The 19,439-nt window shown below is 38.0% G+C and carries 4 protein-coding genes; 2 read left to right on the top strand and 2 right to left on the bottom strand.

The genetic code is table 11. From position 1 onward, the window contains the following. Positions 1–121 precede the first annotated feature (121 nt). Together ACFX5F_RS06690 and ACFX5F_RS06685 are read right to left on the bottom strand one after the other, a co-directional pair. Complete coding sequence (locus ACFX5F_RS06690) at positions 122–11,311, bottom strand: DUF8693 domain-containing protein (protein WP_379851124.1); 11,190 nt, start codon at positions 11,309–11,311, stop codon at positions 122–124. A 388-nt stretch (positions 11,312–11,699) separates the two neighbouring features. Beyond that, positions 11,700–16,613, bottom strand: a complete 4,914-nt coding sequence (locus tag ACFX5F_RS06685) for a DUF8693 domain-containing protein (RefSeq protein WP_379851122.1) — start codon at positions 16,611–16,613, stop codon at positions 11,700–11,702. 567 nt (positions 16,614–17,180) lie between these two features. Between ACFX5F_RS06685 and ACFX5F_RS06680 the strand changes: the two genes are divergently transcribed. Both ACFX5F_RS06680 and ACFX5F_RS06675 read left to right on the top strand, forming a co-directional pair. Further along, positions 17,181–18,272 (top strand): alkene reductase, encoded by a 1,092-nt coding sequence (locus tag ACFX5F_RS06680; protein WP_379851120.1) that lies wholly within the window; start codon positions 17,181–17,183, stop codon positions 18,270–18,272. A gap of 59 nt (positions 18,273–18,331) precedes the next feature. Beyond that, the gene (locus tag ACFX5F_RS06675; RefSeq protein WP_379851118.1) at positions 18,332–19,393 is read left to right on the top strand and encodes a class I fructose-bisphosphate aldolase; all 1,062 of its coding nucleotides are present in this window, start codon (positions 18,332–18,334) and stop codon (positions 19,391–19,393) included. Positions 19,394–19,439: the final 46 nt, after the last annotated feature.

Below are 19,439 nucleotides of genomic sequence, written 5' to 3'. Positions count from 1 at the left end.
TTTTCTTTTATTTGAGTTTCAAACCGTTCACCAAATATAATAAGAATAATTAAGATCGATTTTAAAATTACCGTTAATATTTATTTAAGCCATTATCCTTTAATTATTTGGCAGAGATTGTTTACCTAATGATTATTTTTTTACTGAAAACTCCTTTTGTAGTCTTAACTTTCACAAAATAGACTCCTGAAGGTACATTTTTAATTGGAATCTGAATGCTATTTTGTTTTTGTTCTTCTACATCCCAATTGGCAATAGCTTGGCCCAATAAATTGAAAAGGAATACTTTGTTTACTGTTCCATTTATAAAGTTGTTCTTGATATTTAGGGTTTTAGTGTTGTTTGTGAAATAAATGAAAATGTTTTCAGGTAAAATAAAATCGTCTACTTTAAGTGTTTTATCAGCAAATCGCAAGGAGAATCGGTTGTTGTATTCTCCAATAGTAAGTGAGATTTCAAACGCACTTTCCCTAAGTTCATGATATATACCAGTTACATTGTCGTATAAATAGATTTTAGTTGAGTTAGGCATGTTTTCTAATGCATCAATTTTTATGGTGCTTACACCTTCCTTGGCAACTGTAATACCTAGAGGAAGTATTTGGGTATCATCAAAATTCGGAACACCCTGAATTACAAACTGACTATTACTAATTTCCCAAAACATGTCATTGTCATTCGTGTCAAACATAAGTCCATCATAACCAATATCGAACTGATTGGTTGTATTAGGATCCACTCCAACTAATAGTTGTCGATGTGCACCAACTGGAGAGTCAAAACCAAGTCTGATTTTTGATCTTATGTCTATTTCAGCTGTACTTGATTTAGTGGTTGCATTTGGTTTCATAAAGAGTGAACCTCCAGACAATTCTCTAACGAATGCTCTTTGGCTATTTTTGAAAATTATGTTGCATCCAGTAGGACATATTGGGGATGTTATGCCTCCTGATAAACCATCATCGACAAAGGCATCGACAAAAAATCCTTGCCCAACGGGTATATAGCGCTCCGGTATTTTTGATCCTGTGCCACCTGCGGTTAGAGGACTGTCTGCAACAGCTGCTGTACCCCCTATTAAAGTGTACGTTGCATAACCACCTTGGTATTCCGCCAAATAATGATTGTTTGAGAGATCAAAATGATCCCAGAAATAGAGTGCGCCGTTAAATATATTTTCCGTATTTCTTCCAACTTTACCGTTTATTGTTTCTTTAATATTATCTTTTATAAATTCATCGGCATCAAGAGCAGATGGATAAGGATTTCCTATTAAATAGGTTTGATCTTTAGTTAAACTTAATGAGATAGTTCCAGAATTAGGTTTTCCTACAAAGACATAATTTTGTGTTGCACTAAGTGGTGCTATTCCACCAGTTCCTTTCATGGTGAATCCTTCGCCTACTTTTATCGACCCTGTACTTCCTATATATTTCCATTGGTAGTAATTTAGCAAAGGGTCTGATAATGCTGGCGAATTAAAGGCCCATAACCATCGGTTACTAGTTATTATTGGACTTGATGGTCCATCGGCACTATATGCTCCGTCAATGAATGAAATAGTACTTGGACTAAAATTGGATACATCAGTGTACGTATTAGTCATGGATGTTCCGTCTCTCATTACGCTACCAATTGAATAATCTATGCTATTTGTACTTACCGGAGAACACCAGTAATTATAATTGAAACTATTTTTTTGACCTTGCTGGTCTCTCAATAATTTTCCTGAACCACCTGCAGGATTTGCTGCAATTCCAGCCTGAATTAACTGCGCTTCGCCAGTTAAGCGCAAATCACCTTGTGTTAAAGTTAAATTATTCAAAACAGTAAGTTCAAATCCATCCACGACACTTATTCCTTTGGCTACAGCCGAATTATTGGTAGTTAAATTATAAAAAGTTTCCTTAGTTTTAATTCCGGCATTTATAGTCTGAATTTGATTCGCTGTTGCTCCATTAAAGGTAGCCGTTCCAGTTCCAGGAATAAAAGCACCACTGTTTCTCCAATTACCGCTAATTTGTAATTCAGAATTATTGGTGGAAACCATTGTAACTGAACCAGCTGTTGTTATTATCATATCCTTAGCACTTGCTATCCCACCGTAGGGAATTGCAAATGCGGAAGTTTTATCAATAACAGGTAATCTATTCCCGTTGGCAACAGTTGGAAGAATGTTTGCGTCTACGGTAAATGAAGGTAATCCTTGTTCCCAGTTTTTACAATCAAACCAATCTGTGCTTACCAGTCCTGTCCACCACCCAGTTCTTCCTAATAGAACAGTAACTTTAGCGGAGCCCGTAATTCCTCCTGGAAAAGGAGTGCAATTTTTGTCATTTGAGGCTGTAATCGTGTAGGTGACATCGGCTTTAATATTAGGAACGCTAAATAGAAATGGATTTGTGTTGATGTTATTTACAGTTGTCGAAGTTACACCATTTGTATAGGTAACTGTCCATGGCATCACACCAGTTAATGCTACGCTAAAGGTAGCAGTTCCATCATAGCAAATAGTTTGGTCTGGACCTATATTTGCCGTTGGTCTTTTATTTACTGTTACGGTAACATAAGTTGTTCCTTCGGTTCCATAACTGGTGCAGCCATTAAGGAAGGAGGTTACCTCATAAGTTGTTGTTACAGGCGGAGTAACGGTAACACGAGTAGTATTAGTGACACTTATTATTGCATTATTGTTTAAATTCTTCCATTGTGAAGTTAACAGCGGATCCGGTGCTTGAGGAATTTTAACGTTGTCGATAGCCCATGTGCTACCTACATTAGGAACTTTAGTACCCGCAGCATTTACAGTTCCATAAAAGAAAAATCCTATTTTAATGTTCGAATAGCCTAAATAAGCGTTCAAATTAAGAGATATGGAGTTAGCAGGATTTGAATTCTTAAACGGATTTTTAATACTTGTATTCCCATTAAAAGTGGCCAAGGTCACGGTATATGTTAATCCACCATCTAAAGAAATTTTTACCTCAGCATAATCATTCACAGCATCTAATTTATAAGCATGATCGAATGTTAAATTTGCTGAAGTTAATCCTATAAGATCAAATACTGGTGTCTGCATTACAGAAGTTCTATTTCCCCGTGTAATAGCAAATTTCCCATCGCCAGAATCATATTCGTCTCCCGCATTTCCATTTGTTTCACTAAATTCATTGTTGACACCGTTATCACCGCTGGCAGGAAAAATTTTATCATCGACTAGCCAACCTGGTGGGTTAGCTTGATTGAATAGACCGCCTGACTCTAGATTTTGACTGCTTGAGAAACCACTATCAGAGGATAATTGTGTGGATTCCCCTTCACATATTGTAGAAGGAATTGCGCTTACTGGTGATGGTTTAATATTTGGAATAATAAATAATGTAGAAATCCCAGAGTTTACAATTGTACAAGAGCTATTTTGAATTACTGCCCTAAAGATAGTGGCCGCAGTTATTCCGGTATAGTTATAGGTTAAACTTCCTGCATTTCCTCTTGGAATCCAAGTGCCTCCTGCATTAGTAGAGGTTTCCCATCGCACGACAGTACCTACATTCCCATTTAACCTAATGACTCCACCCGAAGAATGGCAGTCAGTTAGTTTAGTGGTTCCATTATCCACATTACTAGGGTTAGTGGTTGAGGTGATAGTGGTTGTACCACCTACAGAAGGCGCATTCACAGTTACGTCAACGGTAAAAACTGCTCCTGAGCAATTGTTCGCAGTGGGGGTAACAGTATATCGTATAACACCAGCTGTTGTACCACTATTGCTTAAAGTTTCGGCAATTGTATTTGTAGTACCATTATTAAACCCTGAAATGGTTCCGCCAGTTGGCATAGAAATAATAGCTGAGGTCCATGTAAATGTTGTGCCGCTAACAGTTGAGTTTAGTGGTACATTTGTTTTCACACTACTACAAACAGTTTGTGCAATGGCAGAACCATTTGGTTTCGGGTTGACGGTAACATCAACTGTAAAAGGTGATCCTGGACAGGAGTTCGCCGTAGGAGTAACCGTATAACGAATACTTCCTGATGTTGTCCCGGTATTGGTTAAAGTCTGTGCAATTGAAGCTCCCGAACCGCTGCCAAACCCGCTAATTGATCCACCAGTTGGGGTAGTTTGACTTGCAGCGGTCCAAGCAAATGTTGTACCACCAGTACTTGGGTTTAATACCACGTTACTAACTGAACCACTACAAATTAGTTGAGAAACGGCAGAGCCCACAGGATTAGGATTGACAGTTATTTGTCCTGTCAATGAACTATTAATACAACTACCGGCCGTTGATATGGTATAATTAAATGTTCCAGCTGCCGCGGAAGAACCACTAATTGTGTAAACGCCAGCAGCAGAATCGTATGACCCTATAAAATTAGCCGGTCCTGGATTCCAAGCAATGCTAGGATTGGTTCCTCCATTACTTATGGTATATTTGATTGATGTAATTGCAGAATTTATACATTTTGTTTGATTATCTGATCCTGTTCCTAAGTTCAAATTAATCGTTGAATCTGGATTGACTGTGATGCTTCCACTTAAAGAAGCATTACTACAAAGTCCTTGTGTTGTTACCGTATAACTAAAAGTTCCAACTGCAGAAGGAGTACCACTGATTGTAAAAACTCTAGTTCCAGAATTGTATGAACCGTTAACACCAGCGGGTAGTGCACCAGATGTAATGGAAGCATTATTTCCACCACCTCCAATCGCGTAACTAATATTAAGTACAGTATTAACGCAATTTGTTGAATTGTCTGACCCTGAAACCGATGATAATACAATAGTTGAATTAGGATTAACGGTAACATCAACGGTGAAGGCTGCTCCCGAACAAGAATTTGCAGTAGGAGTAACGGTATATCGAATAACTCCTGCCGTTGTCCCAGTATTGTTTAAAGTTTGAACAATTGTATTTTGGGTACCATTGCTAAATCCAGTAATTGTCCCTGCAGTAGGAGAAGTTTGAATGGCAGCTGTCCAACTATACGTTGTGCCAATAACAGTTGAGTTTAATGTTACGCTAGTTGTTAAACCACTGCAAATCGTTTGAGCAGTGGCAGAACCCACCGGCGCTGGATTAACTGTGACGTCAACTGTAAAAGTTATTCCTATACAAGAGTTTACAGAAGGAGTAATAGTGTAGCGGATAGTTCCTGCAGATGTGCCTGTATTGGTTAAAGATTGGGCAATTATATTTCCCGAACTATCGCTAAATCCAGTAATTGTTCCACCCGTTGGATTAGTTTGAATTGCTGCAATCCAACTAAATGTTGTGCCGCTAACGGTTGAGTTTAACGCCACATTTGTTGAAGATCCGCTACAGATAGTTTGAGTAGTGGCAGATCCTATTGGTTTTGGATTAATTGTTAATATTGCTGCTGCTGACAGTATAGAGGTGCAAGTATAACCTGAAGGGCCAGAAATTACCACATCATAATTGCCAGCGCTAGTTAATGTTCCCGTTGAAATCATAAAGGTAGATGCTGTAGCACCTACTATGTTTACGCTATTTTTTCTCCATTGATAAGTCAAAGGGTCGCCGCCAGCGTTTGCTGCCACTGAGAAACTAACATTTGGAGTGTCTTCGCAAATAGTTTTTGAAATAGGCTGAGATGTTATTGCAATGGATTGATCAACATTCAACGTTACCTGGTTAGAAGTAATAGCTGCGCAAGGTGCGATCCCGCTAACGATTGCATAATACGGACCGTCATCAGTCAAAGCAGCTTGTGCAAAATTTAAAACATTAGCGGTAGCACCAGTTATATTAGCCGAATTTACAACGGCTACTCCACTTCCTATTGTTCCTTTGTACCATTGATATGTTAATCCGTCTCCGCTTGCTACTATACCAAAGATTGCAGGGTTGGAAACACAAACACCTACATTAGATGGCTGAGTATTTATATCTACTAAACGGTTTATAACCAATATTGAATTGTTTGATGTTAACGGAGTACAAGGGCTCGCTCCCGTAATTACCACATTATAATTATTAACGGCATCAGTAGTTTGTAAATTAGAGAGGGTTAAAGTTGATAAGGTCGCACCAGCTATATTGGTTCCGTTTACCAAATTAGTGCTGCCTTTTCTCCATTGGTATACTAAGCCTGCACCCGCTGCATTTACGCTTAAAGTGGCTGTACCTCCTGAACATAAAGTTTGTGTGGCTGCAGGTTGTGAAGTAATTACCACTGCATCATTCACCACCAAGGCTGAATTATTTGAAGTCACGGCAGAACATGGAGCCGTTCCTGTTATCACGACATTATAATCAGTGGCGGCATTACCTGACAATACTGGGTTAATGGTTAAATTAGCACTAGTTGCTCCACTGATGTTGCCGACATTTGAAAGAAATGTAGTTCCTTTTCTCCATTGGTAGGTTAAGCCAGTTCCGGTTGCCGTTACACTAAAGCTTGCTGAATTGCCAGAACATAGGGTTTGGGCTAATGTTGGTTGAGTCGATATGTTTATTTGTTGATTTACGGTAACCATTACATTTCCGGTAGCTGCGATATTGGCAGTACAAGGCGCACCTGTTGAACTTTCGGCACGTAAATAATAAGTTGTAGTTGCTGCAGGACTTATAGTTAAACTTGCATTTGCAGCAGCACTTGTCCCAACAGTAGTAGTGAAAGCTGCATCAGAATACCATTTCCAGATGGCTCCAGTTCCAAGAGTTCCTCCAGTTTGAGTCAATGTTATACTTGAGCCATTACAAATAGGCGATGCCGATGTACTTACGCTTGTAGGTGCGACCGATGGTTGGTTTACGGCGATAGTTACGCTTCCAGCAGCTGCGACATTGCCAATGCAAGGCGCACCTGTTGAACTTTCGGCACGTAAATAATAAGTTGTAGTTGCTGCAGGACTTATAGTTAAACTTGCATTTGCAGCAGCACTTGTCCCAACAGTTGTAGTGAAAGCTGCATCAGAATACCATTTCCAGCTGGCTCCAGTTCCAAGAGTTCCTCCAGTTTGAGTCAATGTTATACTTGAGCCATTACAAATAGGCGATGCCGATGTACTTACGCTTGTAGGTGCGACCGATGGTTGGTTTACGGAGATAGTTACGCTTCCAGCAGCTGCGACATTGGCAATGCAAGGCGCACCTGTTGAACTTTCGGCACGTAAATAATAAGTTGTAGTTGCTGCAGGACTTATAGTTAAACTTGCATTTGCAGCAGCACTTGTCCCAATAGTTGTAGTGAAAGCTGCATCAGAATACCATTTCCAGCTGGCTCCATTTCCAAGAGTTCCTCCAGTTTGAGTCAATGTTATGCTCGAACCATTACAGATAGGCGATGCCGATGTGTTTAAGCTTGTAGGTGCAACCGATGGTTGATTTACGGTTACCGATACATTTCCAGCAGCAGCAACATTGGCTGTACATGGCGTACCAGTTGAACTTTCGGCACGTAAATAATAAGTTGTAGTTGCTGCAGGACTTATAGTTAAACTTGCATTTGCAGCAGCACTTGTCCCAACATTAGTAATGAAAGTTGCATCAGAATACCATTTCCAGTTGGCACCTGTTCCAAGAGTTCCGCCAGTTTGAGTCAATGTTATACTTGATCCATTACAGATAGTTGAAGCCGATGTGCTTACGCTTGTAGGTGCAACTGATGGTTGATTTATTGTGATTATGAGTGTATCGTTTGTTGCAGGGCAGGTTCCAGCAGGGTCATTTGTAATTGCGGTTAAGGTAACGCTTCCACTTGTGATAGCTGGGGTATAAATTGCGGTTAACGAGTTGACGTTATTGAAAGAACCTGATGGAGCACTCCAAGTAATGCTTGCCGCTGCGCCTTGTAATGTAGCACTTAAGTTAATAGGTAAAACATCGCAACGCAAAATATCTAAGCCAGCATCTACGGCTGCAAAAGACCCTACTGTTATGTTATTTGTTTTTGCAGTATTATTTCCACAGGGATTAACTGCAATTACAGAAATAACTCCTGAAATTGCTGTTCCGTTTGCAGAAACTAATATGTCGTTCGTGCCAGCACCTGAAGTGATTGTAAACCCTGTAGGTAATGTCCATTGGTACGATAGGGCATTAGTAACAGCTGCAACTGTATATCTAAGTCCAGAAAATGAGGGGCATACAGAATTTGAGTTGCTGTAAAATTTTATATCGTCAGGGTTACCATTCCCCCAATTAGCAGGATTGCCGACCCAAACCTTTATCGTTCCAGTGGCAGTAACGTTTGCACAAGGAGCTGATCCTGATGTGTTAACTGTATAAGTGTAAGTGCCTGCAGTAACTGCAACTGTTGGCGTGCCAGAAATTGTAAAAATACCACCACTGTAGGATCCAGTAATACCTGCTGGTGTAGATGGACTCCAAGTAATAGTACCACCTGTTCCTCCTCCTCCTATAGCGTATGTTGTATTTGTTATTGGACTAGTCCTGCATACATTTTGTGCTGTTGTAGAAGATGCGGAAGTTAATGTTATTGTAGGGTTTTGACTAACAGCCATTGTAATACTACTACTCGTCGCAGGATTTCCTGTTGCGCAAGGCGAAGCATTTGAAGTTAATATTACTGTTACAAGCTGACCATTTGTAAGACTTGATGTTGTAAATGTATTGCTATTGGTTCCTGCATTAACCCCATTTACTTGCCACTGATATGCGGGTGTTGCCCCTCCATTTGTTGGAGTTGCCGTAAAAATTACAGATGTTCCTGTACAGATTGTTGTCGCTGATGCGGCAATACTAACACTTACAGGCAAGTTTGGATTAACTGTCATTGTTATTCCTGCGCTTGTAGCTGGATTACCAGTTGCACAAGTTGCACTTGAGGTTAAAACAACAGTAACAATTTGACCATTTGTGAGTGTTGTTGTGGTGAATGTGTTGCTATTCGTTCCTGCATTAATTCCATTTACCTTCCATTGATAGGTTGGAGTTGCTCCTCCATTTGTTGGAGTTGCCGTAAAAGTCACACTGGTTCCTAAACAGATTGTTGTAGCAGATCCAGAGGCATCTAAGCTTACTGGTAAATTCGGATTCACCATGGTTACAATGGCGTTGCTTGTAGCTGGGCTTCCTGTTGAACAGACCGCATTTGAAGTCATAACTACCATTACTGATTGTCCAGTTGTAAGACCTGATGTTGTGTAAGTTGTACTATTTGAACCAACGGCAGTTGCTCCTAAATACCATTGATATACAGGAGTAGTTCCACCATTAGTTGGAGTGGCTGTAAATGTTACGCTTGTTCCTGCACAAATAATATTGTCGGCGTCGCTTGAAACAATAGTCACGCTTGCGGGTAAATTTGGATTCACCGCGGTTACAATGGCGTTGCTTGTAGTTGGACTTCCAGTAGCACATACTACATTTGAAGTCATAACTACCGATACGGACTGTCCAGTTGTAAGTCCTGATGTGGTGTAAGTTGTACTATTTGAACCAACAGGAGTTGCTCCAACATACCATTGGTAAACTGGAGTAGCTCCGCCATTTGTTGGAGTGGCTGTAAATATTACGCTTGTTCCCGCACAAATAATATTGTCGGCATCGCTTGAAACAATACTCACGCTTGCGGGTAAATTTGGATTCACTGTTGTAGCAATTGCGTTGCTTGTAGCTGGGCTTCCAGTAGCACAAACTGCATTTGATGTCATAACTACCGTTACGGTTTGCCCAGTTGTAAGTCCAGATGTGGTGTAAGTTGTGCTATTTGATCCAACGGGAGTTGCTCCAACATACCATTGGTAGATAGGAATGGTTCCACCATTTGTCGGAGTAGCTGTAAATGTTACGATTGTTCCTGCACATATAATACTATCGGCATCGCTTGAGACAATAGTCACGCTTGCGGGTAAATTTGGATTCACCGTAGTTACAATTGCGTTGCTGGTAGCTGGACTTCCAGTTTCACAAAGTGCATTTGAAGTCATAACAACTGTTACGGATTGTCCAGTTGTAAGACTTGAAGAGGTGTAAGTCGTACTATTTGAACCAACAGGAGTTGCGCCTACATACCATTGGTAAACTGGCGTAGTTCCACCATTGGTTGGCGTAGCTGTAAATGTTGCGCTTGTTCCTGCACATATAATATTATCGGCATCACTTGAGACAATAGTCACGCTTGCGGGTAAATTTGGATTCACCGTGGTTACAATTGCGTTGCTAGTAGCTGGACTTCCAGTTGCACATAATGCATTTGAAGTCATAACTACCGATACAGATTGTCCATTTGTAAGACCTGATGTGATATAGGTTGTACTATTTGAACCAACGGGAGTTGCGCCTACATACCATTGATAAACTGGAGTAGTTCCACCATTGATTGGCGTAGCTGTAAATGTTACGCTTGTTCCTGCACATATAATATTATCGGCATCGCTTGAGACAATAGTGACGCTTGCGGGTAAATTTGGATTCACGGTTACTTGAATGCTGTTGCTTGTTACCATTGCTGGTGATGCACAAATGGCAGACGAGGTCACATCTAATGTGATGACATCATTATTTGAAAGTGTAGAAGAAGTAAATGAATTGGTATTTGTTCCAATTGCACTGCCATTCCGTTTCCATTGATAGCTTGGAGTAAGACCGCCATTGGTTAGTGTATTAATGCTAAACGTCACTGATGTACCTGTACAGAAAGTTGTTTGAGACGCTTGAATTGTAACAGAAACTGTAAGTACTGGATTCACAGTCATCGTTAAAATATTACTTGTAACTGTAGCAGGAATCGGGCATATTGCATTTGAAGTCATCTCCACTTTTACCTGATTACCATTAACTAATGTACTTGTTGTGAAAGTTGGACTACTTGAGCCAACAAGGATCCCAGCAACATACCATTGGTATGTGGGATTACTGCCGCCGTTTACAGGAGTTGCAGTAAAAGTTACAGAGGTTCCGGAGCATATAGAACCTACTGGATTAGCAAGAATTGATACCGATGGCGCCACATTAGGGTTTACTGTAAATGTGCCGGAGCTAATTATATCAGCTCCAGTTAAGGGAGTCACCACAATAGTCCCAGTTGTTGTACCCGCAGGTAATGTTGCCGTTATTTGTGTATCGTTGTTAATAACAAATGCTGCTGTTACACCATTAAATTTTACAGCTGTTGCTGCCGTAAAACCGGTACCGGTAATGATTACAGGTGCATTAGAATTGCGACAAGCAGTGGTGGGACTAAAACTTGAGATAGTTTGAGCAAAACTGTTATTAACACTCAAAAAAACAAATAGAACTACCAAAAATATTTGATAAGTTTTCAAAAATTTTAATGCTGAAAATAAATTTATATGGAAATCAAAGTATTTTTTTTTCATGGCACCTACGATTTAGAATCAAACAATTAATACTTTTATAAAATTTAAATAGTTGGTACTTAGTTAATTTTATAAGTAAAATAATATTTATTATACGGGCAATATTTCCATTAAAAAAAGGGGAAGGGGCTCTTAAAGTTTAAATTTTTAATAGCTGTTTTTCTTAAAATGAAATATGGATTATGGCTTAATTATCTTAAAATTAGGTGTTTAAAATTTGTTTTTGTGTTTTAAGAACATATTCTCGATTAAAGTATTTCTTCTGTCGATGAAATGCTTTTTTTTATAAAAATTATTTTATTTCTCACACATTTTCTTTTGATTTAAATAAGGGCAAAAAAAAACTGCCTCGAAAGACAGTTTTTATATAAAGGAGGTTTTAAAAAAATTAAGGGACAATTATTTTTTTACTAATATCTCCATTTGAAGTTTGAATTCTGGCAATATAAACACCAGAACTTAAATTTTTAATAGGCAGTTGGATATTTTGTTGTGATTGGTCTTCAATCATCCAAGTTGCGACGGACTGGCCATTAATATTATACAAAATAACTTTTTGAAGATCTGTTCCAGTTGATTTATTGTTAATCTCAATTGCATTTTTTCCCTGAAGATTGGTCACTTTTATGTCATCTGATTTTTTATTTTTTTTGTCTTTTTCATCCTTACTGTCCTCTTTTTCTTTTTTAGTTTTTTGTTTAAAGCACAATGAAAAACGGTCGTTGTTTTCACCAGATGGAATCAAAACTTCATATTGTTTTTTTCGGATGTCATTGTAGCTGTCATTTTCCGAATCATAAATGAATATTTTTTCATTTTTATCGAAATTTTCAAGCCCGTCTATCATGAATTTTACTTTCCCTTCCGCATCCGCTTTTACTCCAATAGGGTAAGAGTCGTTTCTGTCAAAGTATCCAACTCCTTGAATTACTAATTGATCCTCATCATTCAAAAAATACATGTCATTAGGAAAATAATCAAAGTTAAAACCATCATAACCATTATCTATATCTGAAGTTGCTTTTTCATTCATGAATCCTAACAATACTTGACGATGGTAATTGTTATTGGAATTGTAACCCAAACGAATTCTTTTATAAGTATCCTTTTCGATGATATCATTATTGTTCGTGCTTGTATTTTTGTCTTTTTTATCAGTAGGAGTCACTTTAAACATAGTATTAGAAACACCTGTCTCATCTTCTTTATGGAAACCTCTCTGCGTATTTCTGTAGGTAATAGGACCTCCAGCACCTATATTTCCATATACAAAAAAGCTTTGTCCAACGGGAATAAATTGATTTGGAATTCCTTTGATACTGGAGCCTTGACCACTTATAAAATCTACTCCTGCTGACGTTGCGGGTACTCCCCCTGTTAAATTTCTTTCGGCATAACCACCCTGGTAATCCCTTAAAATATGGGTATTATTAGTAGTGTACTGTTCCCAAAAATACAAAGTTCCATCCATAGAAGCCAAATTATCATTTATGAAAGAATTGGCATCCAGAGCGGAAGGGTATGGGTTTCCGGTTAATAGCAATTGATCAGCACTAACACTGTTGGTTGCAATGGTCCCGTTGTTTGGCTTTCCTACAAAGGTATAATTCTGGGTTCCAGATAGCTTCCCACTTCCTTTTAGTGTAAATCCTTGTCCAACTCTGAGGGCGTCTGTTTCATTTATCTGAGACCAGTTTGCATAATCATTAGCAGAATTATCAAATTTATAGAGCCAATAGCGAGCTAAACTAATAGGGTTGGTAGGTGATCCGTCATAGCCACTGATCCAATTTATATTTTGTGGTGTTGCTGCCGTTCCATCTTTCATTATCCCGGCAACAGTATAATTCGTGTTATTAGCATTTGTGTTAATAGGACTCACAGGAGAACTCCAGTAATTATAATTGTATTTGTTTGATTGTCCTTGTTGGTCTCGTTCTATAGATCCTGCACTTGAAACATCTAAATCACTGTCAATGGTTTGCACTAATTGTGATTTGCCCACGAGATCTAATTTGCCATCTAGTTTTAGATAACTGGAAACTTCAATTTTTGAATCATTTGCTGCACTTAATATATTGCTGTTTACTAATAATCCTAAAACTATCTTATTGCCATTTGAGGTTATGTTATGTGTCGTTTTAACGATATTCCAATCTATTTTTGTTGTGCCATCGATAGCGATACTGTTAGGAACATCCCAAACAGGATAATTAGTCCAAGTAGCATCTGTTTCCCAACTGCCATTAGTCACGGAGGTATAAGGAATGGGTGCGGTATCGGGTTCTTGAACATAAATACCTTTCAATTTACCATTCTTTGTGTTGCCTGATTTATCTATTAAATAGCCGTTTAAGATATCACTTGTACGATTCATTTGAAAATAACCGGACAAATTAGTCCAATTTATTCCAGCGATGTTTTTGGGTACAATTGCTCCTTTAATATTGCCGCTACCGTCATTTATGATTTCTTGATTCATCATTTGGCGAATTTGATTAATGGTTAGAGAAGCATTCCAGATTCGAACCTCATCGATATAACCATTAAAATAATTATAGGGAGTTGTATTGTTTTGGGCCATTGCACCTAAAACGCAATCAACACTATTCGATGTTGGGTTAGTTCCGGAAGCTGTTTTTTCTAATAATCCGTCAATGTATAATTTATAATTAGTTCCGTCAAAAGTAACCCCAATATGGTACCATCTGTTGCTGTCAATTGAATTAGTGGTAATTATGGAATTAGTGTTCCAATTGAATGAAATTTTATTGTTTACTAGTCTTAAATCATACCCATCAGTTGAACCAGTACTTAAGCGTTTGGAAATAATGGTTTGGTTATTACTATTAGTCGCATTTGATTTTACCCAAGCTTCTATGCTAAAATTACCACTGTTTAAATTATAGTTGTTTTTAAAGTTGATATGATCATCAAGTCCATCAAAGTTGACAACATTACATAGTGTAAAAGTGACGATAACATCGTCTGTGGTTGAGCAACTGGTAGTCCATCTTAAAGTATATACACCAAGATTAGTGCTGTAAAATGTTGAGCTTGGACTTGTGTTATTCGAAAAAATTTCTCCACCTCCCGCAGGTCCGCTAATAATAGTCCATATTCCTGTTTTTCCTGTTGATGCCGCTAATATAACAGATTCTCCTCCACAAGAAGTTATTTGATCAGGTCCCGCCATACTTGATAAGCAGGAACTTGTATCAATAGCTACTTTTATAGAACCATCAACGGGTAAATGACAAGAGGATGAATCATATCCTTGAAAGAAATACTTCGTAAAGGAAGACCCAGATGTAGCGCCCGTACCAGTAATTGTTCCCGTATCTAAAGATACTTCAGGGCTACAACCCGCACTTAATATTATGTTACAATCTGTTGTGACATTAAGCGTAAAACTTAAATCAGCATAAATGTATTCAGGATGACCTGCTGTTATAGGTAAGGTGCCCAAATTCCAAATAATTTTATTGGTTGCCGAATCAAAATAGGGATTGTTGGTGGTGGTAAAGCCATTGTAAGTATGATAAACGATTGTCGCTCCTGTGTTGAAAATTGCGGTTGCCGGAATGGGGATTGAAATTATTGTGTTGTTTGTGGCTTCCGTTCCTTCATTTGTAATGTTAAGCGAATAGTTGATTGTTTGACCGGGCGCAGCATTTAAAATGGGCGGGTTTGGAACATTATTAATAGACGTTACACTGATCAGTCCTTTTGTTTCTGGGATATAGGCATCTACTGACATGGCAAAACCATATATGGTGTATACTTCAGAAGTGGAGCCAAATCTAAAAGTCGTAGAAGTTTGGTTGTTATCGATCACAGTATTTCCCACATTTGGGATGGTAAACATACTAAGATCAACACCTGTATTGTTTTGTAAAATTGGATTACTTGTGCCTGCAGCGGGAACCGGATAAATAGAAGAATTGAAGAAGTTATCTGCTGCATTCTTTGGATGAGATAATATTAAATAGCTTCCCGGATAACTCGAAGGATTTGCACCTCGTTTTTGCACCGCTAAATAATCTCCTGTTAAGCCTACATCTCCTTCAGCTGCCATTACACCCAGTTTCATATTTACTTGCCCTGAACTAACTGTTGTAAATCCTGAAATAGGAATCGTGCCAAATTCGCCGCCGCCTGCAAATTGACCATTTACAAAAGCATAACCATCAAAGAGAGTTACAGCGCGGCTTTTCATGGCTGGATTATCATAAATAACAATCATGCCCCAACCTCCTGAGTAGCCTGGATGTTGCGCATCGGCAGATCCATTATTCCCTTCAATCAACGCGATATCGGCAACCGTATAGGCACCAGGTCCGTGTGCTTTAACGTAATCAGTAACATCTTGATAACCAATGAATATGCCGCTATTAGATGCCCCTGGAAATCGTATTTCTGAATTTGCTCCATTAAGCTTTGCTGTGATTGAAGTGTAAGCAGAAGAACCTGGGCCTTTTAGAGAAATTACCTTTTTATCATAATTTTTTGACGGAGACAGCACAATGCCAGCAGAACTAGTAGCTTGATATTGAGTTAAAGTGAGGCTTGTGGATACGTTTCTTACTAAACTGGTAATAGTAAATGTTGGCCCCCAACTTGCATTTGATGTATATGGCGTACTAAATGTAGCTATTCCAACACTATTGTATGAAACAGGAACGTTGACTGCAGCAGCACCATCGATACTAAGAGTGACAATAGATGCACCCGTTGTTGCATTTGTAAAAGTAAAAGCATAGGTATGAGAATATCCCGAAAAGGTATATATTGGATAATAAGGGGAGCTTCCTCCTCTGCTGACGGTCATCGTATAATTGGTATTTGGACACGTTTGAGCAGTTGATATTCTTCTGTTGGCCATAAAAGTATTATTGGCATCATCCGACTTACCAGTCCAATAAAGTCCTGCGTATAAAATGTTCGAACAGTTTTGGTTAGCGCCATTTTCGCCTCCATTAGAGAGTTCAAGAGTAGCCATTGATGAATTTAAAGTACTAGCGTCACCGTCAATATCAATATAACGCATTTCATTATTTTGATTGTCAGTACCTGTGAGGTAATTAGCAAGACTTAAATTCGTATTTCCTAACAATGTAAAATCTCCCTTGACGTTATATATTGTTTGGGCTGGAGTAGCTAAGGCAGTCCTTTGTACAAAAGGAACCTGCGGAGAGGTCAGTGTTTGGGCTTTCATTTGGATAGACCCAACCAAAATTAGTATTGAAAATAGTAAACAGTAAGATTCGCTTTTGATTGTTTTAAAGTAAAGTTTTCTCATAATTTAATTATGGTATATGTTCTATTATTAAATGATTTTTGATTTGAAAAGTCGGATTGTTGCGAGTTTAAAATTATGTTTTTTGTTTTATTTAACAGATTAAATACCTAAATAATCGATTAAATACACGATTAGTATTTTATTGTAAGTAAATAATTATAAATAATATTTAAAAAAAATGCTCGCCAAAGCCCACAATATGTTGAATAAAAAGCTGTATTGAAATTATTTTAAATTTATTTTCAGTCAGTTTTTCGAGAATAATGATTTGAATAAATTATCTAACTAAAAAAGGCTTACGAACATTAATAATTAAAAATAGGCGCTTTTATTCCATCCAAATAGTTTGCTAAATAGGAATTAAAGTATTGGGCATTTTTATCATTTAAATCCTTGAAAAGAGAAAAGTGTTTTATGCGTTTTGAATTAAGGGTGAAATATAAAATGATTTACTTTCTTCAAAAGTCACAACGGATGGAATTGGTTTTCACCGATTAAAAAAAGATAAATTACACTTTTGAAAATAATTTTAGATATCTTTATACTAATCATTTAAGAAAAAAAAACATGAAAGCATCCAACTTATTCTCACCACAAATAGTAGGTTCTATTGAAATTAAAAACCGAATTGTTATGGCACCAATGACAAGATGTAGAGCAATAGATAATATTCCTAATGAACTGATGGCTGAATATTATACACAACGTTCCAGTGCAGGATTGATAATAACGGAAGGTACATCGCCATCTCCTAATGGTCTGGGATATGCCCGAATTCCTGGGGTATTTAGTGAGAAACAAGTCGAAGGATGGAAAAAGACAACAACAGCAGTTCATAAAAACGGTGGTAAAATTATAGTTCAGTTAATGCATTCCGGGAGAATAAGCCATCCGCTCAATATGCATAAAGATGCCCAGATTCTAGCGCCATCTGCAGTAAAAGCCGCCGGACAAATGTGGACAGATTTAAAAGGATTACAGGACTTTGTCGTTCCAAAAGAAATGACTCCCCAAGAGATTTTACATGCCAGAACAGAGTATGTTGCCGCTGCCGAAAATGGTTTGTTTGCTGGCTTTGATGGGGTCGAATTGCATTCCGCTAATGGTTATCTGTTAGAAGAATTTCTTTCTCCTATAAGCAATCTTCGTAAAGACAATTATGGAGGAAGCGTTGAAAACCGTTGCCGCTTTGTGATTGAAGTAGTAACTGCCGTTGCAAATGCAATTGGAAAAGAAAAAACAGGAATTCGTTTATCACCTTATGGAGTGGCCAGTGACATGCCCCATTATCCTGAAATTGATGCCACTTATGATTACTTGTCTAAAGAACTCAATAAACTGGATATTGCCTACATTCATCTGGTGGATCACTCCGCTATGGGAGCTCCTGCCGTTCCTTTGGAAATTAAAAAAGTGATACGAAACAATTTTAAAAATACTATTATCCTTTGTGGTGGGTTCGATAAAGAAACTGCTGAAGCAGCTATTGAAAGCGGTCTTACAGATTTAGTAGCCTTTGGCCGACCATTTATTAATAATCCCGATCTTGTAAAAAGATTTGAGAATAATTGGCCTTTATCTCAAGATCTCAACATGGATTTATTTTATACTGCTGATGAAAAAGGATATACTGATTACCCATTTTATAAAATCGAGTAAGAAATGTATTTATCTTTAAGGAAATAATAGTTTAAGTAACCCATTTAAATAGAAGTTAAATGAAAGATCTGAATCAATTTTTAGCTTTATTAGGTGAAGAAAAAGACTTTTTGTTGCATCATGTCTGTAAAACAATTTCTAAAGATCAAATTCATTTACCAGGTAAATCCCATATAGACACCCATTTTTTACAAAGCAATAGAAACGCACAAGCGATTCGAAGTTTGACACAATTATACCAACATGGACGCCTTGGCGATACCGGATATATTTCAATTTTGCCTGTTGATCAAGGAATTGAGCATACAGCAGGAAGCTCTTTCGCTACTAATCCTATTTATTTTGATCCTGAGAATATTGTAAAATTAGCCATGGAAGCAGGTTGCAATGCAGTAGCATCCACAATGGGCGGATTGGCAATGTTGTCGAGAAAATATGCACATAAAATTCCATTTGTGGTAAAAATAAATCACAACGAGCTACTAACTTATCCCAATAAATACGACCAAATCATGTTTGGTAGTGTGAGTGACGCTTGGAATATGGGAGCTGTTGCAGTAGGCGCGACTGTTTATTTTGGCTCTGCCGAATCAGACCGGCAAATAATAGAAGTTGCGAAGGCTTTTGAAGAGGCGCATAATTTAGGAATGGCTACGATTCTATGGTGCTATTCCAGAAATGATGCTTTTATAAAAGACGGTGTCGATTACAATACAGCCGCTGACATTACCGGTCAAGCGAATTATTTAGGCGTTTCGATTCAGGCGGATATTATTAAACAGAAGTTACCAAACAATAACGGTGGTTTTACAACAATAAAATTTGCTAAAACAAATCCGGATATGTACACCAAATTGGCCAGCGATCATCCAATAGATTTATGTCGCTATCAGGTCATGAATTGTTATTCGGGGCGTATTAGCATGATTAATTCAGGAGGAGAATCAAAAGGAGAAACTGATTTGGCCGAAGCCATAAAAACGGCGGTGATTAATAAAAGGGCAGGAGGAGCTGGTATGATTATGGGACGAAAAGCTTTTCAAAGGCCTTTTAATGAAGGCATAGAACTGATTCATGCCGTGCAGGAAATTTACTTAGCTTCCGAAATTACTATTGCTTAATTTTAGATAATTTATAGTTTTATAAGAAATTGCAAAGATGTCAAAA

The organism is Flavobacterium zhoui (genome assembly GCF_042787235.1).
Taxonomy (GTDB): Bacteria; Bacteroidota; Bacteroidia; order Flavobacteriales; family Flavobacteriaceae; genus Flavobacterium; species Flavobacterium zhoui.
The sequence above is the reverse complement of the archived record's forward strand: the minus strand, read 5'-3'. Positions and strand labels throughout refer to the sequence as shown.

Coding starts and splice junctions, on each gene's coding strand:
- ACFX5F_RS06690 (WP_379851124.1), bottom strand. CDS start 11,311: ATGAAAAAAAAATACTTTGATTTCCATATAAATTTATTTTCAGCATTA.
- ACFX5F_RS06680 (WP_379851120.1), top strand. CDS start 17,181: ATGAAAGCATCCAACTTATTCTCACCACAAATAGTAGGTTCTATTGAA.
- ACFX5F_RS06685 (WP_379851122.1), bottom strand. CDS start 16,613: ATGAGAAAACTTTACTTTAAAACAATCAAAAGCGAATCTTACTGTTTA.
- ACFX5F_RS06675 (WP_379851118.1), top strand. CDS start 18,332: ATGAAAGATCTGAATCAATTTTTAGCTTTATTAGGTGAAGAAAAAGAC.